Annotated in this window: 22 protein-coding genes and 1 tRNA gene; 10 read left to right on the forward strand and 13 right to left on the reverse strand. The window is 56.3% G+C overall.

The features are described from left to right. Nucleotides 1–117: 117 nt before the first annotated feature. Nucleotides 118–1,764 (reverse strand): AarF/ABC1/UbiB kinase family protein, encoded by a 1,647-nt coding sequence (locus M2Q46_RS06300; protein WP_035272623.1) that lies wholly within the window; start codon nucleotides 1,762–1,764, stop codon nucleotides 118–120. 265 nt (nucleotides 1,765–2,029) lie between these two features. Here M2Q46_RS06300 and M2Q46_RS06305 point away from each other — a divergent pair, with 265 nt between their 5' ends. Beyond that, nucleotides 2,030–2,881 (forward strand): neutral zinc metallopeptidase, encoded by an 852-nt coding sequence (locus M2Q46_RS06305; protein ID WP_060186892.1) that lies wholly within the window; start codon nucleotides 2,030–2,032, stop codon nucleotides 2,879–2,881. Between the two features lie 75 nt (nucleotides 2,882–2,956). Then, nucleotides 2,957–3,032, forward strand: a tRNA-Lys gene (locus M2Q46_RS06310). Between the two features lie 316 nt (nucleotides 3,033–3,348). Here the strand turns inward: M2Q46_RS06310 and M2Q46_RS06315 are convergent. The 3 genes from M2Q46_RS06315 to M2Q46_RS06325 all read right to left on the reverse strand — a co-directional run bounded on the left by M2Q46_RS06315 (nucleotide 3,349) and on the right by M2Q46_RS06325 (nucleotide 6,133). Next, nucleotides 3,349–4,653, reverse strand: coding sequence for an MFS transporter (locus tag M2Q46_RS06315; RefSeq protein ID WP_302356919.1), 1,305 nt, complete (start codon nucleotides 4,651–4,653; stop codon nucleotides 3,349–3,351). Nucleotides 4,654–4,689: 36 nt separating this feature from the next. After that, complete coding sequence (locus tag M2Q46_RS06320; RefSeq protein WP_060186895.1) at nucleotides 4,690–5,568, reverse strand: TauD/TfdA family dioxygenase; 879 nt, start codon at nucleotides 5,566–5,568, stop codon at nucleotides 4,690–4,692. An 88-nt stretch (nucleotides 5,569–5,656) separates the two neighbouring features. Beyond that, entirely contained in the window at nucleotides 5,657–6,133 is a 477-nt protein-coding gene (locus M2Q46_RS06325; RefSeq protein WP_009456231.1) for a MarR family winged helix-turn-helix transcriptional regulator, read from the reverse strand. A gap of 1,464 nt (nucleotides 6,134–7,597) precedes the next feature. Between M2Q46_RS06325 and glnK the strand changes: the two genes are divergently transcribed. Then, the gene (gene glnK / locus M2Q46_RS06330; protein ID WP_009456229.1) at nucleotides 7,598–7,936 is read left to right on the forward strand and encodes a P-II family nitrogen regulator; all 339 of its coding nucleotides are present in this window, start codon (nucleotides 7,598–7,600) and stop codon (nucleotides 7,934–7,936) included. A 14-nt stretch (nucleotides 7,937–7,950) separates the two neighbouring features. After that, on the forward strand, nucleotides 7,951–9,192 hold the full coding sequence (locus tag M2Q46_RS06335) for an ammonium transporter (RefSeq protein WP_083053308.1): 1,242 nt from the start codon (nucleotides 7,951–7,953) through the stop codon (nucleotides 9,190–9,192). 119 nt (nucleotides 9,193–9,311) lie between these two features. Here M2Q46_RS06335 and M2Q46_RS06340 read toward each other — a convergent pair whose 3' ends face one another. Continuing rightward, entirely contained in the window at nucleotides 9,312–9,764 is a 453-nt protein-coding gene (locus tag M2Q46_RS06340; protein ID WP_083053307.1) for a cytochrome c, read from the reverse strand. Between the two features lie 98 nt (nucleotides 9,765–9,862). Next, the gene (purB, locus tag M2Q46_RS06345; protein WP_009456227.1) at nucleotides 9,863–11,239 is read right to left on the reverse strand and encodes an adenylosuccinate lyase; all 1,377 of its coding nucleotides are present in this window, start codon (nucleotides 11,237–11,239) and stop codon (nucleotides 9,863–9,865) included. A gap of 235 nt (nucleotides 11,240–11,474) precedes the next feature. Between purB and M2Q46_RS06350 the strand changes: the two genes are divergently transcribed. Further along, complete coding sequence (locus M2Q46_RS06350) at nucleotides 11,475–12,086, forward strand: glutathione S-transferase family protein (RefSeq protein WP_009456225.1); 612 nt, start codon at nucleotides 11,475–11,477, stop codon at nucleotides 12,084–12,086. A gap of 59 nt (nucleotides 12,087–12,145) precedes the next feature. On the opposite strand, the gene M2Q46_RS06355 is transcribed toward M2Q46_RS06350, so the two are convergent. Beyond that, nucleotides 12,146–12,991 (reverse strand): AraC family transcriptional regulator, encoded by an 846-nt coding sequence (locus M2Q46_RS06355; RefSeq protein WP_239054467.1) that lies wholly within the window; start codon nucleotides 12,989–12,991, stop codon nucleotides 12,146–12,148. A gap of 83 nt (nucleotides 12,992–13,074) precedes the next feature. Between M2Q46_RS06355 and M2Q46_RS06360 the strand changes: the two genes are divergently transcribed. After that, nucleotides 13,075–14,169, forward strand: a complete 1,095-nt coding sequence (locus M2Q46_RS06360) for an alpha/beta hydrolase (RefSeq protein WP_239054468.1) — start codon at nucleotides 13,075–13,077, stop codon at nucleotides 14,167–14,169. On the opposite strand, the gene M2Q46_RS06365 is transcribed toward M2Q46_RS06360, so the two are convergent. The 6 genes from M2Q46_RS06365 to M2Q46_RS06390 form a co-directional block, all read right to left on the reverse strand. Then, nucleotides 14,156–14,968, reverse strand: a complete 813-nt coding sequence (locus M2Q46_RS06365; protein WP_009456212.1) for a sulfite exporter TauE/SafE family protein — start codon at nucleotides 14,966–14,968, stop codon at nucleotides 14,156–14,158. The genes M2Q46_RS06360 and M2Q46_RS06365 overlap by 14 nt on opposite strands. A 9-nt stretch (nucleotides 14,969–14,977) precedes the next feature. Then, nucleotides 14,978–16,093, reverse strand: a complete 1,116-nt coding sequence (gene mnmA, locus M2Q46_RS06370; RefSeq protein ID WP_302356920.1) for a tRNA 2-thiouridine(34) synthase MnmA — start codon at nucleotides 16,091–16,093, stop codon at nucleotides 14,978–14,980. Between the two features lie 216 nt (nucleotides 16,094–16,309). Next, a complete protein-coding gene (locus tag M2Q46_RS06375) occupies nucleotides 16,310–17,731 on the reverse strand; it encodes an FAD-binding oxidoreductase (protein ID WP_302356922.1) in 1,422 nt (473 codons plus the stop codon). A 26-nt stretch (nucleotides 17,732–17,757) separates the two neighbouring features. Further along, on the reverse strand, nucleotides 17,758–18,852 hold the full coding sequence (gene aroG, locus M2Q46_RS06380; protein ID WP_269465265.1) for a 3-deoxy-7-phosphoheptulonate synthase AroG: 1,095 nt from the start codon (nucleotides 18,850–18,852) through the stop codon (nucleotides 17,758–17,760). 485 nt (nucleotides 18,853–19,337) lie between these two features. Beyond that, entirely contained in the window at nucleotides 19,338–19,568 is a 231-nt protein-coding gene (locus tag M2Q46_RS06385) for a YbdD/YjiX family protein (RefSeq protein WP_009456207.1), read from the reverse strand. A 1-nt stretch (nucleotide 19,569) separates the two neighbouring features. Further along, complete coding sequence (locus M2Q46_RS06390; protein ID WP_302356924.1) at nucleotides 19,570–21,657, reverse strand: carbon starvation CstA family protein; 2,088 nt, start codon at nucleotides 21,655–21,657, stop codon at nucleotides 19,570–19,572. Nucleotides 21,658–22,177: 520 nt separating this feature from the next. Here M2Q46_RS06390 and ehuB point away from each other — a divergent pair. The 4 genes from ehuB (at nucleotide 22,178) to ehuA (ending at nucleotide 25,295) form a co-directional block, all read left to right on the forward strand. Beyond that, a complete protein-coding gene (gene ehuB / locus M2Q46_RS06395) occupies nucleotides 22,178–23,044 on the forward strand; it encodes an ectoine/hydroxyectoine ABC transporter substrate-binding protein EhuB (protein WP_035272602.1) in 867 nt (288 codons plus the stop codon). Nucleotides 23,045–23,146: 102 nt separating this feature from the next. Beyond that, nucleotides 23,147–23,818 (forward strand): ectoine/hydroxyectoine ABC transporter permease subunit EhuC, encoded by a 672-nt coding sequence (ehuC, locus tag M2Q46_RS06400; protein WP_009456199.1) that lies wholly within the window; start codon nucleotides 23,147–23,149, stop codon nucleotides 23,816–23,818. 2 nt (nucleotides 23,819–23,820) lie between these two features. After that, entirely contained in the window at nucleotides 23,821–24,513 is a 693-nt protein-coding gene (gene ehuD, locus M2Q46_RS06405) for an ectoine/hydroxyectoine ABC transporter permease subunit EhuD (protein ID WP_083053302.1), read from the forward strand. Beyond that, on the forward strand, nucleotides 24,510–25,295 hold the full coding sequence (gene ehuA, locus M2Q46_RS06410) for an ectoine/hydroxyectoine ABC transporter ATP-binding protein EhuA (protein ID WP_009456195.1): 786 nt from the start codon (nucleotides 24,510–24,512) through the stop codon (nucleotides 25,293–25,295). The genes ehuD and ehuA overlap by 4 nt, the downstream gene beginning before the upstream one ends. Nucleotides 25,296–25,311: the final 16 nt, after the last annotated feature.

Consider the following 25,311-nt stretch of genomic DNA (forward strand, 5'->3'; position numbering starts at 1 on the left):
GGATAATGCGGGGACTGTTTGGGCTGAGCCGCATTTTTACTAGCCGTCTTTTAAACTGGACGGTGACTAGCCGCTTGAGCACTTCCTGCGCAGAAAGCGACGGCCTCAAGATACTTCTTAGCGCCGTCGCCAAAATCCCCACAAAACCAGAACCAGGCCCAGCACAGCGGCTAATAAGCCCGCCCAGCTGAAAATAGTCAGGCCCAGCCATGCGGGACCGCGCGTGACCAGCACCGGACCCAAAATCAATACAAAAGCCGCCGTCACAATCGCAATGGCCAGACGGGTGGCCGCCTTTTCCAGCGACGAGGCCAGACGCGGCATCCCCTCGATTTGAATACGCGCGGAGATCTTTCCTTGCCGCACTCTATGCATTAACAGACGCAGCAATTGGGGCGCATCCATGGCCAACTGCCGCGACTCCAGCAAACTGCGTTGCAGGTCCGCATAAACACGACGTGGCGAGTACTGCTTGCGCATCAAGCCCATGATCACGGGCTGCGCGACTTCGACCACATCAAACTGCGGGTCCAGACGCTTCAGCACACCGTCCGCCGTGATAAAAGCCTTGAACAGCAAGGCCAGATCCGGCGGCAGAATTAAATGGTTCTCGCGCGCCAGAGCCATGAAGTCCAGCAAGGCAGCCGAGATGGACAACAGTCCACTGCTTTGTCGGGCTACATAACGCTGGGCACTTTCTTCCAGACGGCTCCAATCAAAGTCCTCTGCCCCGGACCAGTCCAGCAAGGTCGTTGCCACCCCATCTGCCTGTCCATCCACAATCGCCCGTAGCAACACCAGCAATTGCTGGCGGCGACGTTCCGTCAAATGGCCCACCAAGCCGAAATCAATAAAGGCAACCTTATTGCCTGGCAAGGCCATCATATTGCCGGGGTGCGGATCAGCATGAAACAGCCCGTCCTCCAGCACCATATGCAGGAACGCCAAGGCACCTCGGCGGGCCAATAAAGGACGATCCGCCTCAATGGCTTGCAACTGTGCCTCTTGAATGGGCGAGACCCCGGGGACAAACTCCTGCACCATGACCGTCGCGCTGGTCCACTCCATATAGACACGCGGAACCACAATGTCCTTGAAAGGCTGCATGTTCTCGCGCACCGCCAAGGTATTGGCCGCTTCGCGTGTGAAGTCCAGCTCATCGGCAATGGCTTCAGCCAGGGCACGCACGATATCGTAGGGGCGATACTCAGGCAGCAGGCCTTGTTGCTGGACCAGGCGGGCAATCTGTTTCAACAAACGCAAGTCAGCCTGAATCAGTGGCTCCAGACCAGGGCGCTGCACCTTCACCACGACTTCGGTGCCATCCCGCAAACAGGCGCGATACACCTGTGCCATGGAGGCCGAGGCCAGCACCTGGGTGTCAAAGCGCGCAAAGGCTTGCTCAACCGTTTGACCCAAAGCCTGCTCCAGCTCGGGTCTGATCGTTTCCCAAGGCACCGGCGCGGCATGACCTTGCAGCTTCTCCAGCTCCTGCGTCCACTCCAACGACAGCAAATCATTACGTGTAGCCAGAATCTGACCCAGCTTGATAAAGGTCGGACCCAGCTCTTCCAGCGCACGTCGCAAACGTTCAGGTGCCGAGCGCTCGGGCATCTCGGCCGCCACCGGGGTCTTGTTACCGGGCAGGAGGTCCGACAAGCCCAGGCGATGCATCACATCCCCAATCCCGTATCGAGCTATGACCGCTCCAATGGCACGGACTCGTGCATGGTCGCGCAAAGCTAACAAGGTTCCTCCCAACATACTCGCTCTCCAGTAGGGTACGCTCTGAGAAAAGTAGCATACCGCAGTGTCCCGGTGACTTACTTATCCACTTATCCACATTTTCAGTGGGCAAGCTCGGGGATAGCCTTTGGACAAGTCAAATTAAGCCAAGCAATTCAATGACTTGTCATGGTGGGGTAATTAACGCCCCCTACCCGTTTTCCGATGACAAGGATCGAAAATGCCCCTGCTCTATCCACGGAAATCAGAGTACATTGACGTTTTCCAATTCAAGGAGAGCGTGATGCGTCTGGATAAGTCTCGCTCCAGCCGTAATGTCGAGGACCGCCGTGCCAATGGGCCACGATTGAGCGGCGGCAAGATCGGCTTGGGGACAATCGTGCTGGCCCTGGTGGCCATGTACTTTGGGGTGGATCCCAGTGTGGTGCTGAACCTGGCCGACGGCCCTACCAGCGCCCCTCAGTCTCAACCCGTTGCAGCCTCGGATGCACAGGGCCAAACCATTGCCAAGATCCTGGGCGAAACCGAGGATGTCTGGCGTGATGTTTTTGCCAAGCAAACCAATGGCAGCTACCGCGATCCCGTGCTGGTGCTGTACCGGGGCGCTACCCCGACCGCCTGCGGGGCGGGTCAATCTGCCATGGGGCCGTTTTACTGCCCTGCCGATCAAAAGCTTTATATAGACTTGGGCTTTTTCACCGAGATGGAGCAAAAGATGGGCGTCAAGGGCGACTTTGCCCCTGCCTATGTGATTGCGCATGAAGTGGGCCACCACGTTCAGAACCAGTTAGGCATGATGCGTCGTGTCGATGAGGCCCGTCGCAGCGGCTCCGCCTCCCAGGCTCGTCAAGCCTCCGTACGCCTGGAGCTTCAGGCTGATTGCTATGCCGGTATTTGGGCAAACCACGCTGACGCGCAACGCCAGATTCTGGAACCAGGCGATATTCGCTCGGCCCTGGATGCCGCTCAAGCCGTAGGCGATGACACCTTGCAAAAGCAATCGCAAGGCTATGTGGTCCCCGATTCCTTTACCCACGGCAGCTCGCAACAACGCATGGCCTGGTTCATGGAAGGCTATAAAACCGGACAGCTGAAAATGTGCGACACCTTCACCCGTCCTGACCCAGTCTCCTGATAAACGTAAAATTATGTAACCACGTCTTGCGCTAGATAATTTCCGTTCTATAATCTTTTTCTTCGCAGGAAACGGGGGTCGTTAGCTCAGTTGGTAGAGCACTGGACTCTTAATCCATTGGTCGACAGTTCGAGTCTGTCACGACCCACCAAATGTCCTGCTGCTTACGGTACACCATGCCGTAACACCGTAAATCAGCCCGCTACTGTAGCGGGCTTTTTTGCGTCTGAACACTATCCCTGCGAAGTTCAAGGGCCCTGCCAATTTTTGAGTGGCAGGGCTTGGGTGACAATACTGCACACGGTCAATAGTCGTGGCACCCCTTCTGTAATTCGGTCATGAAGCGGCCCGCATGAAACCCGTCACACTTGCCATCATCTTTTCCTGAATCTCCATACTGTCCATCCAGGCAAGTGTATAGAAAAACACGGTAAGCAGTGCCACTCTGCGTTCTTCAACACCCTGCCTTAAACAGAAGCCGAACCACTCACAGGACTTCCTGCCTTTGCCTGAATCTGCGACAGTGTGCGGGAGGGATCCACCAAGACAAAACCCAGCACGGCTCCCAGCAGCAAAAGTACGGCCGTCAAGGCAAAAGCCTGGTGAAAACCGGCAAGACCTGGCTCGGCCTGAATCAATCTTCCCATCACAATCGGTGCAACCAGACCCGCTGTTGTGGACAAGGAATTGGTGATGGCCAATGTAGAACCTCGCTTTTCGATTGGGCTGATTTGCGCTGAGATTGCCGAACAAAGCACAAAACCGACCTGGGGGAAACTCAAGCCCAAGGCGATCAGCACAATCCCCGCTGTTGGACCCGGCTTCAAGTAAGCGGCCGCCAGCAGGCACAAGGCCCCTGCCAACAAGAAACCTACCGTGACCAGACTGCGTGCCACTCGGGACGAATACCCCTGACGCAAGAAGCGGTTGGACAGGTAAGAGCCGCCCGACACAATCGGGATTGCCACAAAAATACACAGGGAAAATAGCCATCCAGCCGTGTCCGACGAGAAGTTCAGACCGCGTTGCAAATAAGCGGGTAACCAGGTAAAGACCAGTGCAGCACACCAGTACGCTACCCAGTACATCAGCAGGTTGCCGATGAAACTACGATTCAAAAGCACATCACGGTACGAACAGCGAGACTGCAGCTTGCTCTTGCCAACGGCGGGCGCCGGATTCGCACTGATGGGACCATCCTTGCCCAGCAAGGCCCATACCACCAGCCACATCAGCCCCACTGCCGCTGTCACCCAAAACACCGAGCGCCAGCCGTGGCTGATGGTCAAATACCCCACCAGGGGGCCGGCCAACAGCATGCCCACTTGCCCACCCTGCATCACGATGGCCGTAGGCCAGGTACGCTCCTGATCCGGGAACCACTTGTAGCAAGCATGTAAGGCCAGGGGGTAGGCAGGGCCTTCCCCCACGCCCAGCAAAATGCGACAAGCCATCAAGGCAATAATCGTGCTGGCTCCCATAGCGATCGGAACCTGGGCTACAGACCAGATAATGACCAGCCCCACCAGCAGCAAACGCGAGGACACCGTATTGGACACAAAACCCACCACAATGCCCGAGATCGCAAACAGGAAGAAAAAGCTGCCTGCAATGGTGCCAAACTGCTGTGGCCCGATGGCCAGCTCCTCCATCAACGGCACGGCGACCAGACCAAATATCGCCTTATCGGCAAAGTTGATCACCATGAACAAAAACAACAAGAACACCACGACGTAGCGCTGTCCTGGGAAATACTTTTTCTGGTTTTCCATGTCTTCCCCCAACTTGTCAAAAGTGCAGCGATACGATCAATAAGGACGGTCACCAATAATGGTGGCTCGGGCCATTTTGCGGGGCAAAGGAAAATAGTCCTGAACGGCATAATGCTGGGTGGCCCGGTTGTCCCAAAACGCAATGGTGTGAGGCTGCCATTTCAAGCGCACCTGATACTCCGGGTGACGGGCCTGATCCACCAAATACTGCAGCAGGAAATGAGCGCCGCTTTGCAGCTCGGGCATGCCACGGAAAAAGCCGGTTTCGATGTAATTGGCCAGATGGGTAGTCCAGCTGCTGACATACAAAATCCGCTGGCCAGTTTCTGGATGAGTGCGCACCACAGGGTGAGTCTGCGCTGGAAAACGATCTCGCAACGCAGCTCTGTCCTCCTCGGGGATACGGTCTATGAAACCGGGCAATAAATCGTGTACGGCTTCCAGCTCGTGCAAAATATCTTTGATGTGAGGCGGCAAGTTCTCATAGGCCAGTGCCATATTGCACCAGATCGTATCGCCCCCGGCGGGTGGACATTCAATGCAACGCAGAATGGAACCCATGGAAGGTTCGGCCCGCCAGCTGACATCGCTATGGTAGATATTCTCACGCCCCGGCTGCGTGTTATTGCCCCCCAGCAGCACCAGCTCGGGATAGTCCGGATCGTGTGGAAAAACCGGATGCACTTCCAGCTCACCAAAGCAACGGGCAAATGCAACATGCTGTGCCGCATTCAAAGGCTGGTCGCGAAACACCAGCAATTGATGCTTCAACAACAAGGCGCGCAGCTCCTGTACCTGCATATCCTCCAGGGCCTGAGTCAAATCGACACCCGCTACCTCGACACCGATAGCGGGCGACATGATTGTGGTTTCCAAGCGGCTGGCTGCGATTGGGCTGTCTACGACCTGCGTCATGATCCTCTCCTGAATATTGTTTCGTTTCAAACGAAACAATATTAGCGTGAGAAATATCCAGCACAACTCGGTGATTACCCTTGAGACTTCAAATATGTGCGTCGCCGCTGAAATCGCTGCCAAAGCGCTGGACCATACGGTTCTCCAGGCGCGTCATCATCTCTTTAAAGGAGCTGAGCTCTTCCTGGCTAAGCACGGACGTCAGCTCCTGCTCCAGACCCAGAGCGATGGGCACAATGCGATCGTGCACTTGCTGACCCTGCTCGGTCAGACACAGCAGATTGCTGCGCATATCGTTTTCATTATCGCGACGAGCAATTAACTGAGCGGCTGTCAGGCGAGAAACGGCACGGCTGACCTTGGCCTTGTCCATGCTGGTGCGCTCGGTCAAACTGCCCGAGGTCAGGGTGCCATAGCGTCCCAGGGTCGCAATGATGCGCCACTCTGGAATGGACAAACCAAATTGCTGTGCATGCTGACGCGCAAAGGTCACCGCAATATGCGAGGCCAATATCGTGACTTGATAAGGGAGAAAATTCTCCAGGTCCAGGGTGGTTTTTTCCAACTCGCTTCCCAAGGCGCTAGTCCGCTTTCTGTAAGGAGTTTGATCATAGCATCGCCAGGCAATGGCTTCGCCGATTGGCTACCCAGCTTCTTTTCGATGCAACAAGAAAAAACAAGAGCGGCCTGCCCTGCAGTCATAGTTGTTTACTTTAGCTGCGCCCTAAATCCGATACGCTGGAAGATCACTTCAGTCAGGAGATGTTCATGCCAATTGCCATTGATCCCACCAAAGCGCCCGACACCACTCCTCCCGGCAAAACGCCCAACCCCGAGCCGGACCCTAAAAAGATTCCTGGCAATGAGCCGCCATCCAAAAAATAGTCAAAGGCCAGAGCTTTTGACGCTGGTATTTGCAGGAATTTGAACACTTGCTCGCCATATGCAGGTCGCATGTCATTACATTGAGATGCGGCCTGAAACGGCTGTCACATTTTCTGCAGTACAGTGAATCGTGGTGATATTTATTACAAACCATCACCCTACGCTAATTGGCAAGCCAGTTTGCAAACGCTATTACATCAACCACAAAATTATTTGAGGAGCATTGTATGGCCCAGCTAGACCGAGGCACCATGTGCATCATGTGCCAAACCCTTCCACTATCGCAACCCAACGCTCAACGACATCCTTACCTCAAACCCATCAGACGAGTAGATGACACTGACGAACCAAGCACCGAAAGTCTGTATCACTGCACTGTTTGTCACACCCATTGGCTATACCAACGCGACAAATGGGACGCCTGCCTGGGATTCAAATTATGGCAAGGAGGCCTACAGGCATTTAACCGGCGGCATGTACCGCTTACTTTCCCCACTCAGAGCACAGACAGCAAAAAAACCAGAAAGCACAAAGGTCCTGAGCTGCTCTCTTGATCCTTGCTAGTCGCAGAACGAGCTCTATCGATACACGGGCAGCGCTGACACGCGGGCTGCCCTGTCGATCCTCCTGGCGCCCTGCCATTCAGACACGGCAATTCCAGCACGAACAGGTCTGTTTTGCCTACTCTGCAGCCGGTCATTTTTCTGAACCGAATGTTGCAAAGTTAAGACTATTAAAAAAAAATGCGCACTTGTTGCGCCGCAACATATATTATTTTTCCATAGTCGTTGTTCCTGCGGTGGTGAGATGAGCGGAGACAGGCGTCACAGAGCGCTGCTGTTATCTCGCTGCCCACCGACTAGGCAAGACCGGGGTCACGTGCCTAGCTAGCTTACTCGCCTTGCCGGAATTGTGTTGCTCTTCAACCTACAACACAGGTCCGCTTGCCTACCACTTGCGTTCGCGCTGTCGCACACCCTGCTGACAGCCGGAGAGTCGCTCAAACCGGCGTTGCCCGGTTGCACTCAAGCCATCCACCAGGATTACCCATCCCGGTCGGCCCCCTCTCAACCGTCTCCTACCCCTCTCGGTGTTCCTTTGCATCCGCAAGGCCAGCTTGCCTGTGTTTACTTCAGGAACACCTATGAAATTGATTACCGCCATCGTCAAACCCTTCAAGGTTGACGAGATACGCGAGGCCCTTTCCGATCTGGGCATACAGGGGATGACGCTTACCGAGGTCAAGGGATTTGGTCGCCAGAAAGGCCACACCGAGCTTTACCGCGGTGCGGAATATGCAGTCGACTTCCTGCCCAAGATCCGCATTGAACTGGCTATTCCCGACGAGCAGTTGCAAAGCGTTCTGGAGGCCATTCAAAGCAGTGCCCGCACCGGACGTATTGGTGACGGCAAGATCTTTGTCCAGCCGCTGGACCATGTCATCCGCATCCGCACCGGCGAATGCGATGAGCAAGCCCTGTAATCGGAGACTCCATCATGAACAACGCTGATCTATCGTGGATGCTGGTCTCCACGCTTCTGGTACTGATGATGGCCGCGCCGGGCCTGGCCCTGTTTTACTCAGGGATGGTGCGTCAAAAAAATGCCTTGTCCATGTTATCCCAGACCTTGCTGGTGTTCAGTCTGGGGGTGGTGCTGTGGTTTATCTATGGCTACTCACTGGCCTTTACCGCTGGCAATCCCTTGATTGGCAGTTTCGACAAGGTCTTGTTCAACGGCATGTTCACCGCTGCTGACCAACAGTTCTCCATGTCGGGCACCTTGCCTGAACTGCTGTTTGCGTCTTTTCAGGCCACCTTTGCCGGTCTGACTTGCGCTCTGGTTGTCGGTAGTCTGGCAGAACGTACCCGCCTGTCCGCCATCCTGGTCTTTACCGTGATCTGGTTCACTTTGGCCTATCTGCCCATTTGCCATATGGTCTGGTTTGCCGATGAACAGAACGGCGGCTTGCTCAACTCCCGTGGCGCGCTGGACTTTGCCGGTGGCACGGTGGTGCATATCAACGCCGGTATTGCCGGTCTGGTCGGTGCCTGGATGATTGGCCCCAGACTGAACTACCGTCGTGAAGCCATGCCACCTCATAACCTGCCCCTGACCTTTATTGGTGCTGCTCTGCTGTGGGTAGGCTGGTTCGGTTTCAACGCAGGCTCGGCTTTGTCGGCCAATGAAAATGCCACGCTGGCCTTCTTCAACACCATGCTGGCAGCCGCCATCGGCGTTGTGGCCTGGACTTTGGGTGAATGGATCAGCAAAGGTCATCCTTCCTTGCTGGGTGCCTGCTCGGGTGCGATCGCAGGTTTGGTCGGCATTACCCCGGCAGCCGGTTTTGTGGCTCCTTCCGGCGCACTGGCCATTGGCCTGATTACCTCCCTGGCGTGCTTGTGGGGTGTGAATGTTCTGAAGCGCTGGTTACGCGCCGACGATACGCTGGACGTTTTTGGCATTCACGGTTTGGGCGGGATTGTGGGCGCTTTGCTCACAGGTCTGTTCAACGCACCTGTTCTGGGTGGTCCTGGTACTGCCGCTGGCAACAGTATCTGGATGCAGTTGTGGATTCAGCTCGAAGGCGTGCTGGTTACGCTGGTCTGGTCCGGTGTGGCTGCCTGGATTGCCTTCACCATTGCCAAGCTAGTCTGCGGCGGTTTACGTGTCGATGCTGACCACGAGCGCGAAGGTCTGGATATCCGTACCCACGGTGAAACGGGTTATCAACACTGAGATCCCATCATGATTCTTGCCAATCTTGCCTGCAGGCAAACTGCTCCCTTTAAACACAGGCACAGGCCTAAAAGAAAAAGCCCTCTTTCGAGGGCTTTTTTTATAAGCAAACCTGTTGCTTATTTTTCTTTACGGTAAGCGTCGTGACAAGTCTTACAGGACTTGCCCACATTACCGAAAGCCACGCGGAAGGCATCAAAATCGCCCGAATCGGAAGCCACTTTCAGCTTGTCGATGGCAGCGGTGAAATCATCGGTAGCTTGCTTGAAACCCTGAGCATCGCTCCAGGCCTCAGCTTTGGTCTCGCCGCCTTCGGTACCAGCGCCAAATGCGCCCCAAGGCAAAGCCGCCAAAACCGTCAGCACTTCTACGTTTTTAGCGATTGCAGCCGCATCATACGGTGCTTCTTTTTTGGCCACGGGAGCCATACGACCAAAGTGCGAGCCAATCAGCGACATGCTGGCTTGACGGTAGTTCACGGCCTGTTCTGGCTTGGCAAACTGGGCGGTAGCAGGCGTGACAAACGCAGCGCACAAGGCGGCAGCGGCAGTCAGAAACGCGAATTTTTTCATGTGAACTCCTGTGTGATGAAACATAAAACACTTCATAAAGCACTGGCTCAAGAAACCCGGCCGGCTGTGCCCTTGTGCAAGAACACAGCCGTTTGGATTTAGATCGCCTGGGCCAACTTTACTGCCACGCCCAGATAGCTGCGTGGAGTTAGCTCAAGCAAATAGGTTTTAGCGTCGGCGGGCAATTCCAGACCGCCAATAAACTCGCGCAACGCTTCCTGAGTAATACCACGACCACGTGTCAGGGCTTTGAGTTGCTCGTAAGGCTGGGGCAAACCGTAGCGGCGCATCACCGTTTGAACCGGCTCGGCCAGGATTTCCCAGCATGCGTCGATGTCCGCATCGACAGCAGCGGCGTTCAGTTCCAGTTTGCCCAGACCACGCAGGCAGGCGTCGTAAGCCACCACGCTGTAACCCAGAGCCACGCCCAGGTTACGCAGCACGGTCGAGTCGGTCAGGTCACGCTGCCAACGGGAGATAGGCAGCTTTTCGGACAGGTGGCGCAGCATGGCATTGGCCAGGCCCAGGTTGCCTTCCGAGTTTTCAAAGTCAATCGGGTTGACCTTGTGCGGCATGGTGGACGAACCGATCTCGCCTTCTTTGAGGCGCTGTTTGAAGTAACCCAGGGAGATGTAGCCCCAGACGTCACGGTTGAAGTCCAGCAAGATGGTGTTGGCGCGAGCGATGGCGTCAAACAGAGCGGCCATCCAGTCGTGGGGTTCGATCTGAATGGTGTAGACGTTTTGCGTCAGACCCAGACCAGCCAGCACTTTCTGGCTGAATGCAGGCCAATCAATTTCGGGGTAAGCCGAGAAGTGAGCGTTGTAGTTGCCGGTGGCACCATTCATTTTGGCCAGAGGCTGGACCGCAGCAATGGCCGCAATGGCGTTTTGCAGTCGAGCGGCCACGTTGGCAAATTCCTTGCCCATGGTGCTGGGGCTGGCTGGCTGACCGTGGGTGCGCGAGAGCAAAGGCTGCTCGGCGTGCAAGCGGGCCTGAGCCTTGATGGCATCACACACTTCTTGCAGTTGCGGCAGGATCACCTGCTCACGGGCACGCGTCAGCATCAGCGCATGCGAGGTGTTGTTGATGTCTTCAGAGGTGCAGGAAAAATGGATGAATTCAGCCGCAGCGGACAGCTCGGCGTGGTCGGCCACTTTTTCTTTCAACCAGTATTCCACGGCTTTCACGTCGTGGTTCGTAGTGCGCTCGATGGCTTTGATGCGGGCGGCATCGTCTTCCGAGAAGTTCTGCACCAGGCTCTTGAGTACCTCGCGAGCTTCGGCGGAGAAAGTAGGCAGTTCGGGCAGACCCGCGTCGGACAGGCCGATCAACCAGGCCACTTCGACCTCTACGCGATGCCACATAAATGCGGCTTCGGACAACAGGCCACGCAAGGGGGCGGTACGGCTGCCATAACGCCCGTCCAATGGCGACAAGGCATTCAGAGTGCTCAGGGTATCGGCTATGTGCATCGTTCTACAGAAAAGAAGGGGGAATAAAGTCAGCCCGCATTCTAACATTGCAGGCTGGCACCCGTATGCCACGCGTTCAGCATGGGGTCAGAATGCGACGGCTGTTCGAGGCTTTGACGAATAAACCACAGTTTTCCAACATTGTTTCCAGCGACAGGTTCAGGCCCGGCCTGCGGGACGTTCGCCCATAGGTTCCTGCTATACTTTTTGAGCCTGCAACTTTTGATAGCTTTTTATGAAACTTCTAGCTTCCCTCACCAGCCCATACGCGCGCAAAGTGCGTGTTGTCATGGCGGAAAAAAAGCTCGACTACGAGCTGATTCTGGAGGATGTGTGGGCCGATGACAGCGATATTCTGAAGCACAATCCACTGGGCAAAGTCCCCTGTCTGATTATGGATGATCAGGCAAATCTGTTTGACTCCCGCGTGATCGTCGAGTATCTGGATACCCTCTCGCCCGTCGGCCGCCTGATTCCCCAAGCCGGACGTGATCGCGCTGCAGTCAAATGCTGGGAAGCCATTGCCGATGGCTTGCTTGATGCCTGCGTTGCCATCGTGGTGGAAAAACGCCGTCCCCAAGAGCTGCGTCTACCCGCCTGGATTGACCGCCAAAACAGCAAGATTACCGCCGCCCTGCAATCCATGAACAACACCTTGGGTGACCAGTCCTTTTGCATGGGCACCAGCTTTAGCCTGGCCGACATTGCCGTAGGCTGCGCACTGGGTTATCTGGATCTGCGCTTTCCTGAACTGGACTGGCGCTCGCAGTACGGCAATCTGCAACGCCTGGATGAAAAACTCCAAGCGCGCCCCTCGTTTGCCAGCACCTTACCGCCTACGCAGTGAGCGTTGCGCCAGCAAGCCAGGGCCCATTCTTTTGAATGGGTTTTTTTATGTCTGCTGGTTCAGGCCTCGCCCAGCAATCGGTACATCCAGAAGGCCTCATCAGACTTCATGCGCTGAGCGAACTGAGCCGGTGAAAAGCCCGAAACCCGTTTGACCTCTCTGCCAAAATGAGACTGGTCGCTATACCCGGCTTGCAACGCCACATCAGACCAGACCGGATTTTCCTGCTGCTGCACCAAGGCAAAAGCACGCTCAGCACGCACATACAGCTGCAGCTCACGCTGGCTCTGCCCGGCCCAACGCTTGAATTGCCTTTGCATCTGACGCAAGCCCGTTCCCGTGCGTGTTGCTGCCATCCGCATCCCCAATGCCGTCAACCAATGATGCAAGGTGGCAGCACCTTCTGTCGCCAGACAGCCATGAGCACAACGATGAATTGCCGCCTCCAGTTGTTCGAATAAAGGGCCTTCTTCTGTGCCAGCTTGCCCAAGTGTCTGACAGCTGGCAGCGGGCAAGACCTGATCCATGGGCAGTACCTGATCCAGAAAGTCGCTGGCCTCGATACCAAACACACGTTTCAAGGCATCCGGGTACAGTCCAATCGAAATCGCATGGACAGGCCCCGGAGACCAGCTAATGGAAGGTGTGCGCGAAGGCCCGGCAAACAGCATGCCGGGCAGGGGCTCTGACAGTACCGGACTCCCTCCATCCACGGGCGTCTGCACCATGTGCAGCTGGCCATGGAAAACCCAGGACAACACCACCAGGGGCGAAGCCGGATAACAGTTCAGACGTTGCTGCGGCAGCAGATCCAGAGCACGGGTATCACGCTCCACGCCCAGATGGATAATGGACGCCGTTTTTCGGCTGGGGTGATGCAAACGGGCACAAGTCAAAGCAGACATGGGAGGTCGTTTCCGTTCTATCCGGCCCAGGCAAGCCGGGCCACACTGAAAGTCCTTTTATCCTACTTCAGCCCCGCCCTTTTATGCCCAAAACTATCTTGCAAGGATCCTGGTCTCATCGTTGCCGAAGCGCCCTCACCCTCTGGGCCACCACCATAGACGTACTGGCTCGACGTATCATCGCCAAGCCGCTAGTGCCCGGCTGGTCCGTGCCTTTTGAAATCGCCACCCTGTTCTATCGCAAGCAGTTCAACCACGCCTTCCGCTTGCCAACCATAGCTGAAGGCCGCGCCTATTTCGACAGCCTGTACACGATTGCCGAACCGGACTTGCCCGTCCAGATGCAGGCCAGCACGTCCCCAGAACCACGGGGTGACTGGTTCATTCCAGATCGCCCGAACAGCAGCAAAACCATCTTGTACTTTCATGGCGGCGGCTATGCTTTCTACCCAATCGTGTCGCGCCACTTCATTCGTCTGCTGGCCTACAAGCTGCAAATACCCATCTTCGCCGTGGACTACCGCCTGACCCCGGAGCACCCTCACCCGGCCCAACAGGAAGATGCGCTAGACGCCTACCGCTATCTGCTTGGACGTGGAATCCCCGCCCAGGATATTGTCCTGGCAGGCGACTCGGCAGGCGGACACCTGGTGCTGATGAGCTTGGTCGGCCTGCGTCAAGCGGGACTGCCCCAACCTTCTCTGGCCTTGGCACTAAGCCCCTGGACGGATATAGGACGACGCGGCGCCAGCCAGTTTGGTCATGATCGCTACGATATGGTGCAGGGCTATCAAACGCTGCAATACGGTCAATGGCTAAAGGGCAACGGCCCCTGGAGTGATGATCGGCTCTCGCCCATTGCACAGGATCTGCGCTATCTGGCCCCCATCTACATTCAGGCAGGCGGCAAGGAAATTCTGGTCGACATGATCCGGGATTTTGCCCGAGAGGCGCACAAGCAAGGGGCCAATATACGGCTGGATGTCTGGCCGGATATGACGCACGAATTTCATGCTTACGGCAGCACACTACCGCAAAGCGAGCAGGCAATGACTGCGCTACGGACAGCAATTCAATGGGCAGCTGGGGGAGTTTTTGAGCCGGCAGAAGAAACCGAACTGAATGGACTGGACTGTGCGTATGGCAAAGTCCAGCCAGAAAACATCAAGCCTGTGTGATGGCCTGCGTAATCATGTAGATCGCCAGCACAGTCAACATGCCAGCAAAGATGCGCTTGAGCGTCACCTGATCGATCTTGTGGGCCAGACTGGCCCCCAGGGGGGCGGTACAAATACTGGTGGCCGAAACAATCAACAAGGCCGGCCAGTAGATAAAACCAATCATGCCGGGGTGGCTGCCAAAGGTGGCCTGCCCGGACCAGATATAACCCACGCTATTGGCCAGAGCAATGAAAAAGCCCAAGGCGGCCGAGGTAGCGACGGCCTGCCGCACAGGCACATTGCCGCGCAGCATGAAGGGGACAGACAAGAAGGCCCCACCCGCCCCCAGCAGACCGGACACGAAACCGATCAAGGCTCCCATGGCAGCAATCCAGAATGGAGCAGGCAGGGAGCGGCCTTGCACCGGGGCCGACTTGCGTGCCATTTTGGAGGCCGAATACAGGACGAACACACCGAACACAATCGCCAGCGCCGTGCTGTTGATCATGGCAAAAATCGCGCCGCCCGACAGCAGCCCGCCCAGGATCAGGCCGGGCACCATGACCTTGACCACATCCCAGCGAATGGCACCATGTTTATGGTGCGCCCTCACACTGGACAAGGAGGTGAACAGAATCGTGGCCATGGCCGTGGCAATGGAAGCATGCACGGCCAGCTCTTGCGGCACACCAAACAGCGGTAGCAGGAAAGTCAGGAACGGCACCAGAATCATGCCTCCGCCAATCCCCAGCAGCCCGGCGGCCAAACCAATACCGGCACCCAGCACCAGCAAACTGATGACAAGAATGGGATCCATGCCCGCCTCTTATTGAATAATGCCGCCGCCCAGGCAGCGGTCACCGTCGTACAGGACCACGGATTGGCCCGGCGTTACGGCCCATTGGGGCTGATCAAAATGAAGAGACAGGCTGTCGCCTTCGGCAGCCAGGATCGTGCAGGCCGCATCGGCCTGGCGATAACGGGTCTTGGCATGGATCGGGCCCAGCGCTGGCGGATGGCCTGCTACCCAACTGGTCTGCTCGGCCTTCAATTCAGACTGCAACAGCCAGGGGTGATCGTGCCCTTGCACCACATACAGCGTGTTCGTGGCCAGATCCTTGCGGGCGGCATACCAGGCGTCGGCGGTACCGTCTTCGCGCTGCTTGCCCTTGACACCACCAATGCCCAAACCCTTGCGCTGACCATAGGTGTGGAAAGCCAGACCCACGTGCTGACCCAATACCTGGCCTTCCGGTGTTTTGATAGGACCGGGTTGAGTGGGCAGATAGCGATTCAGGAACTCGCGGAAAGGACGCTCACCAATAAAGCAAATGCCGGTCGAGTCTTTTTTAGCCGCATTGGGCAGCTTCAGTTCCTCGGCAATACGGCGTACTTCCTGCTTGTTGATCTCGCCCAAGGGGAACAAGGTGCGCGACAGCTGCGCCTGGTTCAGGCGGTGCAGAAAATAACTTTGATCCTTGGAAGCATCCAGACCTTTCAACAATTGATAGTCGGTGCCGCCCCCGGCGATGGGCACGCCACGCACACGGGCGTAATGGCCGGTGGCAATCCAGTCGGCGCCCAAGGTCATGGCGTGATCCAGAAAGGCCTTGAATTTGATTTCCGCATTGCACAGAACATCGGGATTCGGGGTGCGACCTGCCGAATATTCCCGCAAGAACTCCGCAAACACGCGGTCCTTATATTCCGCAGCGAAGTTGACCGCCTCGATCTCGACCCCGACCAGATCGGCCACGCTGGCCGCGTCCAGCCAATCCTGGCGCGAAGAGCAAAATTCGGAGTCATCGTCGTCTTCCCAGTTCTTCATGAACAGGCCCACGACTTCATAGCCTTGCTCTTTAAGCAGCCAGGCCGAGACAGAGGAGTCCACGCCGCCGGACATTCCGATAACGACGCGACCTTTTTTGGTGGAAATAGTCATTGCAGTGATGATGAGAGGTGCCGCAGCAAGCAGACCGATGGTCTGGCACGCACCTGACTAACTAAAAAAGGCATTGTACGCCTGCGCTGACGCATGTACAGGCAGACATCGCCAGTGCTTGGGGTTTCTGGAAAACTGTGCTGCCCAGGACACAAATAAAAAGCCCGAACACGCGGTCCGGGCTTTCAGGGCGGCTCAAGTGTGGCTCAAGCGCGATCAGTCCAGAGGACGCGGGGGCAACATCTTGCCGGGATTCATGATGTTGCGAGGATCCAGCGCCTGCTTGATGCTGCTCATTACATCCAGTGCATCCTGACCGTGCTCGGCCAGCATGAACTCCATCTTGTGCAAGCCCACACCGTGTTCGCCGGTGCAGGTGCCCTGCATGGCAATGGCACGCTCTACCAGACGATGGTTCAAGCGCTCGGACTCGTCCCACTCTTCCTGACTATCGGCGTCCAGCAGCATCAGGACGTGGAAGTTGCCATCGCCCACGTGACCCACGATGGTGTACGGGAACGGAGCCTGATCCATATCGGCCGCAGTTTCTGCCACACACTCTGCCAAAGCGGAAATGGGAACACAAACGTCCGTGGTGCTGGAGCGGCAGCCGGGACGCAGTTGCAAACCGGCAAAGTAGGCATTGTGTCGCGCCGTCCACAAGCGGGAACGATCCTCGGCCTTATCGGCCCACTCAAAATCCATGCCGCCGTTATCACGGGTGATTTCCTGAACCACCTGAGCCTGCTCCTGCACACCGCTGGGGCTGCCGTGGAATTCAAACAGCAGCAAGGGCGACTCTTTCAGCGTCAGCTTGCTGTAGGCATTGGTGGCACGTACGGCGGCCGTATCCATGAATTCGACACGCGCAATCGGGATACCCATTTGAATGACCTCGATCACGCTTTGCACGGCAGAGCGCAGATCGGGGAAATTACAGATAGCCGCCGAAATGGCTTCGGGCTGCGGGTACAGACGCACCGTCACTTCGGTAATGATGCCCAGCGTGCCTTCGCTACCGATGAACAAGCGGGTCAGGTCGTAACCGGCAGAGGATTTCTTGGCACGGTTAGCCGTATCAATAATGCGGCCATCTGCCGTCACAACCTTTAAAGTCAGGACGTTTTCGCGCATGGTGCCGTAACGCACGGCATTGGTACCCGACGCACGCGTTGCGGCCATCCCGCCCAGGCTGGCATCCGCACCGGGGTCGATGGGGAAAAACAAGCCCGTATCACGGATGTGCTCGTTCAAGGCCATGCGTGTCACGCCAGCTTGCACTGTGGCGGTGAAATCTTCGGCATTAATCGCCACGATCTCATCCATGCCGGACAAGTCCAGGCTGACGCCACCTTGAATCGCCAGAAAATGCCCTTCCAGCGAGGAACCAGCCCCGTAAGGAATCAGGGGCACATGGTGTTCATGACAATGACGTGCCACCCAGGCCACTTCTTCTGTGCTGCGAGCAAAAACAACCACATCAGGCAGCATGGGTGGATACGGCGATTCATCCCGTCCATGGTGTTCACGCACAGCGTGAGAAAGCGAGCAACGCTCTTGGAACTGAGCCTGCAAGTCTTCTACAAAACCTTCAGGTAAAGGGCGCCGCGCTAGGTCGGCATGACCGGGAGCATTCATGAGCATTCCAAAAAGGCAAAACCCTATTATGAGTGGCTAAGTGCCCCCTCTTCAAGAGCGACTCGTGCCTGACGACGCTGACGCACCGCTTCAGCCAGTTTTTCCAGAACCACCACCGTGTCATCCCAATCGATGCAACCGTCGGTAATGCTTTGGCCGTAGGTCAAAGGCTTGCCTTCCACCACGTCCTGACGGCCGCCTACCAGATGGCTTTCGATCATCACGCCGCAGATACGCATATCGCCGCCCGAGATCTGACCAGCAACATCGGCCAGCACTTCGGGCTGACGGCGGTAGTCTTTATTACTGTTGGCGTGGCTGGCATCGACCATCACACGCGGCACCATGCCGGCCTTGATCATGGCCTGGCTGGTTGCCTCAACGTTTTCAGCGTCGTAGTTCGGCGTCTTGCCACCGCGCAAAATCACGTGGCAATCGTTATTGCCCACGGTGGACACAATGGCGGAGTGACCGCCCTTGGTGACCGACAGGAAATGGTGAGGCTGGGAAGCGGCCTTGATCGCGTCCAGAGCAATACGGATATTGCCATCCGTGCCATTCTTGAAGCCGACGGGGCAGGACAATCCGGAGGACAGTTCACGGTGAACCTGGCTCTCTGTCGTGCGAGCACCAATGGCGCCCCAGGAAACCAGATCAGCAATGTACTGGGGAGTAATCATGTCCAGGAACTCGCAGCCAGCGGGCAAATCCAGCTGGTTGACGGCCAGCAGCAATTCACGCGCCGTACGCAAACCCTGATTGATGTTGAAGCTGCCATCCATGAAGGGGTCGTTGATCAGCCCTTTCCAGCCCACGGTGGTACGTGGCTTTTCGAAGTACACGCGCATCACAATTTCCAGCTCGGGGGCAAAACGCTTGCGCTCGACCGTCAGGCGACGCGCGTAGTCCATGGCGGCTTCGGTATCGTGGATGGAACAAGGACCCACCACGACCACCAGACGATCATCGCGTTCGTGAAGGATCTTGTGAATGCTGCGGCGGGCCTTGTGAACCGTCGTCGATACAGCAGAGGTACACGGGAACTCGCGCATCACATGGGATGGGGGAGACAGCTCCTTAATTTCACGAATCCGTAAATCATCAGTATTGTGCGACACGATTGAACTCCAGTTGGTTTGCCAGGTCCGGGGGCAAACGAAAAAAAAGCCGCCCGGTCTATGCTGGCGGCTTATTTCAGGATTTAGGTCTTACTTGTGTTTGGTGCAACCCGTCCTTTCCTCCACCAGCGGCATCGGAAAAGCATAAAAATAAAAGAAGAAAACGGGGGTTGCGAAAGTCATGGGAAAAATCCTAACACAGTTCCTGACGCGCCGCCAACAAAACCAGCAAGATTCATCCACAAAAACGCTGAACAACAAAATATTTATACCAACATGGCACTAAAAAACAGCATCAAACGAAATCATTGTTTCGTTTTGAGTTTTTTATTGGCCCTTTTGTTTCGTGTTATCGCGAAAAACCACGATAAATCGTTTAGATGCCTTGTTTGTCTTATTTTTACATCTACATACAAACCTGATGACACACTGCCAGGCACAAATGCAAAAGGGCCAGAACACTGGGTTCTGGCCCTTAGCCGCCTAATTTAGCAGCAGGCTATACGCCCTTTGCCACCGTACCGGGCTTGCTGTCTCTCCCGGAAAAACTCGGCGTACTCCATCGGTTTCTGATCCGGGTGGTTCACCCGCATATGATTCAGATAGGTTTCGTAATCAGGCACGCCCACCATCAGACGCAAGGTTGTGGCCAGATAACGCCCGGTGCCCCGCCCTGCCTGGGCACTGCGCGAAATGGCTCCTGTCAATAATCCTTTCATATCAAGCTCCTGCTGCCGCTTGAGCCGGCAATGGCTCGTACGGAGTCTCGGCAGAATGCGGCTCCGTGCTGCGACGTGCTTTCAGCACGCAACGGATGCCAAAGAACACCATGCTCAAGACCACAAAGATGAACAGACCGCACAAGGTGGAGTTCACGTAATCGTTGAAAATCACCTGTTGCATCTGCTCCAGAGATTTGGCCGGCGCCATGACAGTTTGTTCCGCCAGACCTTTTTGATAAACCTTGGCGTGGGCCAAAAAGCCAATCTTGGGGTCGGGGTGGAACATTTTCTGAAAGCCTGCCACCAGCGTGCAAATCAGCAGCCAGATAGTGGGAACCACGGTCACCCATGCGTAGCGGTCTTTCTTCATCTTGAAGAGCACCACCGTACCCAATACCAATGCCACCGCTGCCAGCATCTGGTTGGCAATACCGAACAAAGGCCACAAGGTGTTGATACCACCCAGTGGATCGACCACACCCTGATACAGGAAGTAGCCCCACGCCGCCACGCACAAGGATGTGGCAATCAAGTTGGCGACCAGCGACTCCGTACGCCGCAAGCCCGGCACAAAAGTACCCATCAAGTCTTGCAGCATGAAGCGGCCTGCACGAGTACCGGCATCTACCGCCGTCAGAATGAACAGGGCCTCAAACAGAATGGCGAAGTGATACCAGAAGCTCATCATCGCCGGCCCGCCGATGACGTTATGCAAGATGAAGGCCATGCCCACCGCCAGGGTAGGAGCCCCACCGGCACGGGAAATAATGCTGTTTTCACCCACGTCGCTGGCCATTTGGGTCAGATCAGCGGGAGTAATCAGGAAGCCCCAGCTGGACACCACTTGCGCGGCCTGCTCAGGCGTGGTGCCAATCAAGGCGGCTGGGCTGTTCATGGCGTAGTAAATGCCCGGCTCGATCACGCAAGCCGCAACCAGGGCCATGATGGCTACAAAGGACTCCATCAACATACCGCCATAGCCGATATAGCGCGCCTGGGTTTCGTTTTCGATCATCTTGGGCGTGGTGCCCGAGGAAATCAAAGCGTGGAAACCGGACACGGCACCGCAAGCAATGGTAATGAACAGGAAGGGGAACAAGCTGCCGGACCAGACCGGGCCTGTGCCATCAATAAACTTGGTAGTCGCTGGCATTTTCAGCTCGGGCGCCACAATCACAATCCCGATGGCCAGACCCACAATCGTGCCAATTTTCAGGAAGGTGGACAGATAGTCACGCGGAGCCAGCAGCAGCCACACGGGCAGCACAGCAGCAATAAAGCCGTAAATAATCAGCGCCCAGGTCAGCTCCTCGCCATTCAGGGTGAAGAAGGGCCCCCAGGTCGGGTGGGCCGCCACGTTCTGACCATAGACAATCGCAGCCAGCAGGAAGATCAGCCCGATCACCGAGACCTCGCCAATACGACCCGGCCTCAGGAAGCGCAGATAAATCCCCATGAAGATAGCCAGCGGAATCGTCGCTGCCACCGTGAAGGTGCCCCATGGCGAATTGATCAGGGCCTTGACCACTATCAGCGCCAGCACAGCCAGAATGATGACCATGATCATGAAGGCGCCAAACAAGGCAATCACACCGGGCACCGTGCCCAGTTCGGACTTGATCAGATCCCCCAGCGAGCGCCCGTCGCGGCGCATGGAGATGAACAGAACCGTGAAGTCCTGCACCGCCCCCGCAAACACCACACCGGCCAGAATCCAGAGCATGCCGGGCAGATAACCCATTTGCGCAGCCAGCACTGGCCCGACCAAAGGGCCAGCCCCTGCAATGGCGGCAAAATGGTGCCCAAAAAGCACGTGTTTATTAGTCGGTACGTAGTCCAGACCATCGTTATGACGCCACGCTGGCGTCATGCGGGTCGCGTCCAGCTCAAAAACCTTGCGAGCAATGAAACGGCTGTAATAACGATAGGCAATTAAATAGACGCAGACTGCGGCGACTACGATCCATAGAGCATTGATGCTCTCCCCCCGGCTTAGTGCCACCGTTCCCAGGGCAAAGGCCCCCAGCACCGCAACCAGCACCCAAATCAGATGCTGTTTTATAAAACCGTCCTCTTCTCTGCTCATAGAGCCTCCACGATTTTGCATTAAGTAAGCCTGTCACCAACTTTTTCTTCTGGCCGCGCTTCTGATCTGAAGAAGTCGCCAGCTGCCTGCACAAGAGACGCAATACCGAGTGTGGCAGGCGTTCTTGCGGGGTCAGCACAGTCGTTTGGTACCGTGCATTTCCCGAACCGGCAGGGTTTGAAAGCGCGCCAAAGCGCACTTTCCAAAAGGGTGTCGGCGCGCCCGAAGACGCGCCGAACTCATTCATGAATCAATCTGGGGTAGGCATAAGCCAGGCGCTTTTGAGAGGACAAGCGCTCTTTAATCCTTGGGAGCATAGTGAAAACACGTACTCAAGACACCACGCATTTTCCCTAAGACCTGCCACTTTCCTTATATAGAAAGGCTAAGCAGACCCTTTACTCGATAGTTTCTATACATTTAATTTGAGTACGAATGATTTTATAAGCTATGATTTCTCTGCAAATCTTTCGTAAAACAAATCATTTATAACGAAATGGTATAGGCGAGAAAAGGACTCATGATGAAACTACAATCCAAGCCCCTCTGCGCGTTGGCCTTTGCCCTGCTGGGCACCCTGGCTGCCGCCTCCAGCGCCCAGGCAGTCACGCTGGAACAAGTCAAAGAGCGCGGCGTGATTCGCGTCGCCGTTGCTAATGAAATTCCGTACGGATACATGGACATGTCCGGCAAAGCCCAAGGCGCTGGCCCCGAAGTGGCCCAGGCCATCATGGAGCGTCTGGGCGTCAAAGAAATCAAATGGGAAACCGCCAACTTCGGTTCCCTGATCCCCGGCCTGCAAGCCAAACGCTTTGATATGGTGGCCGCCGAAATGGCCATCCTGCCGCAACGTTGCAATACCGTGCTGTTCTCCGAGCCCAACAGCTCCTACGGTGAAGGCCTGCTGGTCGCCAAGGGCAACCCCAAGAACATTCACTCGTACGAAGACTTCGCCAAGACTGATCACAAGATCGCCATCATGGCCGGTGCCGATCAACTGGAAATGATGCAGGCCCTGGGCGTGCCCGATAACCGCATGATCACTATTTCCAACAACGCGGATGCGATCTCCACCGTGGCAACCGGCCGTGCCGATGCCTATGCCGCAACTGGCCAGACCGCCAGTGATCTGGCCTCCAAAGGGGGCGGCAAAGTCGAGCTGGCCGCCGAGTTCAAGGACCCCATCATTGATGGCAACCCGGTTCGTAGCTGGGGCGGCTTTGCCTTTGCCAAGGAATCCGAAGACCTGCGCGACGCCGTGAACAAGGAACTGGCCGAATTCAAGAAAACCGATGAATGGAAAGCCATCCTGAGCAAACACGGCTTTACCGAAGAAGACGCCAAGCACTCGTTTGAGAAATCCACGGAACAGCTGTGTAAAGCCTGATCCTTCACCTGCGGGTAAGGCGGCCGCACGGGCCTGCGCGGCCCCTTCCAAAGGCCGACAGCGCACTGAAGGTGTACCGCCTGCCCTTGTCTGGAACCTGATATGGATTGGTTAAGTTACAGCTCGGCCCTGATGGACGGAGCCTGGGTCACCATACAGCTCACCCTGTATTCAACCGTGGTGGGAGCCATCGCCTCCTTTGCCCTGGGCATAGGCAGGCTGTCCCACTCGGTCGCCTTGCGCTCGCTGTCCGTCACGATTATTGAAGTTTTTCGCGGCACCTCTTTATTGGTACAGCTGTTCTGGCTGTACTTTGCCCTGCCTATTCTGGGCGAGTCCATGGGGCTGGACTGGCGTCTGGACCCGGTCGTGGCCGGCACCCTGGCCCTGGGCCTGAACATTGGCGCTTACGGTGCCGAAGTGGTGCGCGGTGCCATCCAGGCCGTGCCACACTCCCAACTGGAAGCGGCCAAGGCCCTGGACTTTACAGAGCGCCAAACCCTGTGGCGCATCAGCCTGCCCCAGGCCATCCCAGAGATGATGCCCAGCTTCGGGAATCTGGCCGTACAAAATCTGAAAGACACCGCCCTGGTCTCCCTGATCAGCCTGGGCGACTTGAGCTTCAGAGCTGAACAAATACGCAACTTCACCCAGGACAGCACCACCATCTATACCCTGCTCTTGCTGATGTACTTCGGCATGGCACTGGTGCTGACCGTCCTGATGAAATTGCTGGAACGCGCAACCGGCCGCTGGCGTGCGCAAAGGAGCTGAACATGCTGTTTGGTATTGAATGGGACACCAGCAGCAACGGGGCATTTGCGCTGTCTATCCTGCCTATTTTGCTTAAAGGCTTATGGGTCACCATCCAGGCCGCCGTACTGGGCTTTGGTGTTGCGGCTGTCTTGGGACTGATTCTGGCAGGCCTGAAAAGTGTGCGTCTGCGCCTGATTTCCTGGCCCGCCTATGTGCTGACCGAATTCCTGCGCGACACGCCTTTGCTGGTGCAATTGTTTTTCCTGTACTACGTGCTACCGGACTACGGCATTGTGCTGCCCGCCTTTCTGACCGGCGCACTGGCGCTGGGGGTGCAGTACAGCGCCTATCTGTCCGAGGTCTACCGAGCCGGTCTGGAGTCCGTTACCCATGGCCAGACTGAAGCAGCCCGCGCACTGGACATTTCCCCGCTGCGTACCTTTATGGTCATCACTCTGCCCCAGGCCATCCCGCGCATCATTCCGGCCATGGGTAATTATCTGGTGTCCATCATGAAAGACGTGCCTGTACTCTCTGTTGTATCGGTACTGGAAGTTCTGAATGTGGCCAAGATTATCGGTGACCGTACCTTTAACTACATCATTCCCCTGTCCATGGTGGGCGGCCTGTATCTGCTGCTGACCCTCCTGGCATCCGCTGGGGTACGAGCGCTGGACCAGCGTTTGCCCAAGCAAGGAATCCCCCTGCGATGACTGACTCTACGAACCCCATCATTCAATTTGACAATGTCACCAAGAAATTTGGTGATGTCACCGTACTGGACGCCTTGAACTTCCAGGTGGAACCAGGTGAAAAAGTCACCATCATCGGCCCTTCCGGTTCCGGTAAATCCACCGTGCTGCGCATTCTGATGACGCTGGAGACCATCGACGAAGGTGTCATCACGGTAGCGGGCAAACCCCTCTGGCACGAGCGGGTCGATGACAAGCTGGTGCCCGCCAGCCAGAACCACTTGCGCGAGATGCGCAAGGAAATGGGCATGGTGTTCCAGCAGTTCAACCTGTTCCCGCATATGACGGTGATGCGCAATGTGACTGAAGCGCCCACCCATGTGCTGGGCCTGTCCAAAGAACAGGCGCGCGAACGGGCCACCAAATATCTGGATCTGGTGGGCCTGATCGACCATGCCGACAAATTCCCCAGCCAGCTCTCCGGCGGACAGCAACAGCGCGTGGGCATCGCCCGGGCCCTGGCGATGGAACCGAATATTCTGCTGTTTGACGAACCTACCTCGGCTCTGGACCCGGAACTGGTGGGCGAAGTGCTGGGCGTGATTCAAAAGCTGAGTCAGGAACAAGATCTGACCATTCTGCTGGTCACCCACGAAATGCAATTTGCCAAGGAAGTCTCAGACCGCGTCTGCTTCTTTGATAAAGGCGTGATCGTGGAATCCGGCCCGCCCGAACAAGTGTTCTGCCATCCGCAGGAAGCGCGGACGCAGGCGTTCTTGAGCAACTTTATTCAGGCGGCTTGAACACTTGCGCTCTACG

The organism is Alcaligenes sp. YSL9 (assembly GCF_030515105.1).
Taxonomy (GTDB): Bacteria; Pseudomonadota; Gammaproteobacteria; order Burkholderiales; family Burkholderiaceae_B; genus Alcaligenes; species Alcaligenes phenolicus.

Excerpts from the sequence above, each read along its gene's own strand:
- M2Q46_RS06320 (WP_060186895.1), bottom strand. The coding sequence starts at position 5,568 with ATGACGCAGGTCGTAGACAGCCCAATCGCAGCCAGCCGCTTGGAAACC.
- purB (WP_009456227.1), bottom strand. The coding sequence starts at position 11,239 with ATGCACATAGCCGATACCCTGAGCACTCTGAATGCCTTGTCGCCATTG.
- ehuD (WP_083053302.1), top strand. The coding sequence starts at position 23,821 with ATGCTGTTTGGTATTGAATGGGACACCAGCAGCAACGGGGCATTTGCG.
- M2Q46_RS06360 (WP_239054468.1), top strand. The coding sequence starts at position 13,075 with ATGCCCAAAACTATCTTGCAAGGATCCTGGTCTCATCGTTGCCGAAGC.
- M2Q46_RS06315 (WP_302356919.1), bottom strand. The coding sequence starts at position 4,653 with ATGGAAAACCAGAAAAAGTATTTCCCAGGACAGCGCTACGTCGTGGTG.
- ehuB (WP_035272602.1), top strand. The coding sequence starts at position 22,178 with ATGATGAAACTACAATCCAAGCCCCTCTGCGCGTTGGCCTTTGCCCTG.
- M2Q46_RS06365 (WP_009456212.1), bottom strand. The coding sequence starts at position 14,968 with ATGGATCCCATTCTTGTCATCAGTTTGCTGGTGCTGGGTGCCGGTATT.
- mnmA (WP_302356920.1), bottom strand. The coding sequence starts at position 16,093 with ATGACTATTTCCACCAAAAAAGGTCGCGTCGTTATCGGAATGTCCGGC.
- glnK (WP_009456229.1), top strand. The coding sequence starts at position 7,598 with ATGAAATTGATTACCGCCATCGTCAAACCCTTCAAGGTTGACGAGATA.
- ehuC (WP_009456199.1), top strand. The coding sequence starts at position 23,147 with ATGGATTGGTTAAGTTACAGCTCGGCCCTGATGGACGGAGCCTGGGTC.
- M2Q46_RS06375 (WP_302356922.1), bottom strand. The coding sequence starts at position 17,731 with ATGAATGCTCCCGGTCATGCCGACCTAGCGCGGCGCCCTTTACCTGAA.
- M2Q46_RS06385 (WP_009456207.1), bottom strand. The coding sequence starts at position 19,568 with ATGAAAGGATTATTGACAGGAGCCATTTCGCGCAGTGCCCAGGCAGGG.
- M2Q46_RS06390 (WP_302356924.1), bottom strand. The coding sequence starts at position 21,657 with ATGAGCAGAGAAGAGGACGGTTTTATAAAACAGCATCTGATTTGGGTG.
- ehuA (WP_009456195.1), top strand. The coding sequence starts at position 24,510 with ATGACTGACTCTACGAACCCCATCATTCAATTTGACAATGTCACCAAG.
- M2Q46_RS06350 (WP_009456225.1), top strand. The coding sequence starts at position 11,475 with ATGAAACTTCTAGCTTCCCTCACCAGCCCATACGCGCGCAAAGTGCGT.
- M2Q46_RS06335 (WP_083053308.1), top strand. The coding sequence starts at position 7,951 with ATGAACAACGCTGATCTATCGTGGATGCTGGTCTCCACGCTTCTGGTA.
- M2Q46_RS06305 (WP_060186892.1), top strand. The coding sequence starts at position 2,030 with ATGCGTCTGGATAAGTCTCGCTCCAGCCGTAATGTCGAGGACCGCCGT.
- M2Q46_RS06355 (WP_239054467.1), bottom strand. The coding sequence starts at position 12,991 with ATGTCTGCTTTGACTTGTGCCCGTTTGCATCACCCCAGCCGAAAAACG.
- M2Q46_RS06340 (WP_083053307.1), bottom strand. The coding sequence starts at position 9,764 with ATGAAAAAATTCGCGTTTCTGACTGCCGCTGCCGCCTTGTGCGCTGCG.
- M2Q46_RS06300 (WP_035272623.1), bottom strand. The coding sequence starts at position 1,764 with ATGTTGGGAGGAACCTTGTTAGCTTTGCGCGACCATGCACGAGTCCGT.